This window comes from Oleiphilus sp. HI0067, from assembly GCF_001635735.1.
In genome coordinates this window covers 1-2,054 of the sequence record NZ_LWFI01001275.1, presented here as the reverse complement: position 1 = coordinate 2,054, position 2,054 = coordinate 1, and the positions used below count along the sequence as shown (strand labels likewise).

Genomic DNA, 2,054 nt, shown 5'->3' with positions numbered 1-2,054 from the left:
CGGAGGAGGAAAAAATCCTTCCAATGCAGCGCCTTAAGGTATTTAAGCGAGTTGCATGGAAAATTTGTATCCAAATTCGAAAAGAATGGGGTATGTCTGAGGAGTTTGATCAAGCGCTCTACGATATGGGAGATGCCATGCGTTTGCGCAAGTACTCAATTGTCTATGATGCGATCATTCTGGCGCAATATTCTGCTGTTGAAGCCTCGGCTAAACCTCCCATCAGTATAGAAAAACTTTCTCTGCTGACTGAGTCGGACGAGTTTGTAAATCAAACGGTTTTGTTATCGTTGAAATCAACAATTGAAGGTTAGTTCGACAAGACTAAATGCATGTCGTTCCAGCGTAATCCTCCGTGACTCGATTCTGACGTCCCGTCATCAACAAACCCAAATTGTTGATAAAAACCGACGAGCTCCTCTTGGCAGATAAGATACATCGCTGACTTTTGCATCGCCTGCATCATAGCAATAAATTCGTGCATTAATGCAGTGGCATAACCTTGGTGCTGGAAATCAGGATACACAACCACTGACATGACAACGATATTTGGGCCTATTGGATCATGACCGATGAGTTCTTTGAATTCCTCATCACTTAGGGAGACGTCAAAACATGCTCCGCAATTGATGAAACCGATGATTTGCGACTCTTTTTCTAGAACGAGAAATCCCTCGGGATAAGTCTCAATACGTTGTTGGATTTTTTCTCGAGTGGCAGCTTCATCGCCCGCATAGCCTTCTTGTTCTATTTGAAAACAACGATCAGTGTCGGAAGGTGTCGCAGAACGAAAAGTCAGTGAAGAATGCATAAGTGCCTCTAAGCGATGAATAAAGTAATACTAAGCACCAAGGGGCTTACAATTGCGCTAATGACGTTAATGCAAGTGCTTTTGGATTATTCGCAATATCATCACTAGACGCTTCGCCTCAATAAACGCGTACATGCTCAATGGCAAGGTAATCAAACTTAGCAAAGTAAGAATCGGTAGCTGTGATAGATAAACGCTAACTGTTATGGAACCATAGCCGACTAGGTAGAATACACCGAGCATATATGTGCTTAATTGGATTCCTTATACGATCGGGAAGGTGCGTCGACCAACGTTTTTGTCTGCGTGAATATCCGGATATTGAGTAAGTAAAAGCAAGTTATTACTCAAACAAAATGGTAGCAGCAGAGCTAGATAAGCGAGTTGATCATAAGTCTTCGCGATCACTAAGAAGTTTCCGGCGACTATAACAATTCTAAATCCTGCGCCGGGCGCAATCAAGCATACCCATGGTAATCGATTAATCCATGGTGAATACAAGGCACCAAGGCAATACCAGCTATTCCAAGCGGTAGAAGTATGAGGCCTACAGAATAAACAAAATACAAACCGATCAGTGCGGTAAGACTTAGGCTGACTAACCCAAGGATGAGAGCATGCTTCAGAGCGCTAGGATTATTTGGAAGAGCGCCACTGCCTCCACTAAAAGGCGTGCGTTCAGTCTTAAGATCAAGACCAGATTTAAAATCGATGTATTCGTTCAGTGAATTGACGCTAGCATGTGCCAGAAGAGCTGCAGCAAATATTAGAATGAGGTCGATCAGTTTAAAACTATACCCAGCCTGATAAGCCAAACTTAACCCCAATAAAACACAGACTGGCGCTAAGATAAGAAAGGGTGGTCTGGTTGTTTGAATGGCGCTTTGTAGTTTCGAAGGGCTAGGGTTTTGTAGGTTGACAGACATGGAGGCTCATCCACTGTTTAAGAGTTTTAAACTCGTTACATGAGCTGTTTATATTAGATAAGAGATCAGTAGATGTTAAACAAAAAAGGCGAACCGTTTAGTTCGCCTTTTTGCTGGATCGTAAACAGTATTAATTACTGTGGAACGATGTTCTCAGCTTGTGGGCCTTTCTGGCCTTGTGTTACTTCAAAATCAACTTTTTGGCCTTCAGCCAATGTTTTGAAGCCTTCGCCTTTGATTTGACGGAAGTGAGCGAAAACGTCTGAGCCATTTTCTTGAGCGATAAAACCAAAGCCTTTAGTTTCGTTGAACCATTT

At 42.6% G+C, this 2,054-nt stretch carries 4 protein-coding genes; 1 reads left to right on the top strand and 3 read right to left on the bottom strand.

Annotation, left to right across the window (positions count from 1 at the left end; translation table 11 throughout):
• Positions 1 to 314: hypothetical protein (locus A3739_RS19605; RefSeq protein ID WP_231877112.1), on the top strand; the 314-nt coding region annotated here is incomplete at its 5' end.
• On the opposite strand, the gene A3739_RS19600 is transcribed toward A3739_RS19605, so the two are convergent.
• The 3 genes from A3739_RS19600 to A3739_RS19590 all read right to left on the bottom strand — a co-directional run.
• Positions 311 to 811: a GNAT family N-acetyltransferase gene (locus A3739_RS19600; protein WP_068476130.1), complete on the bottom strand. Its 501-nt coding sequence runs from the start codon at positions 809 to 811 to the stop codon at positions 311 to 313. The genes A3739_RS19605 and A3739_RS19600 overlap by 4 nt on opposite strands.
• 458 nt (positions 812 to 1,269) lie before the next feature.
• Positions 1,270 to 1,737, bottom strand: a complete 468-nt coding sequence (locus A3739_RS28250; RefSeq protein WP_068754955.1) for a prenyltransferase — start codon at positions 1,735 to 1,737, stop codon at positions 1,270 to 1,272.
• Positions 1,738 to 1,871: 134 nt separating this feature from the next.
• On the bottom strand, positions 1,872 to 2,054 hold a 183-nt coding region (locus tag A3739_RS19590), incomplete at its 5' end, for a cold-shock protein (RefSeq protein ID WP_068502527.1).

Bases quoted from the DNA above. Each gene is read 5' to 3' on its own strand.
- A3739_RS19600 (WP_068476130.1), bottom strand. From the start codon at position 811: ATGCATTCTTCACTGACTTTTCGTTCTGCGACACCTTCCGACACTGAT.
- A3739_RS28250 (WP_068754955.1), bottom strand. From the start codon at position 1,737: ATGTCTGTCAACCTACAAAACCCTAGCCCTTCGAAACTACAAAGCGCC.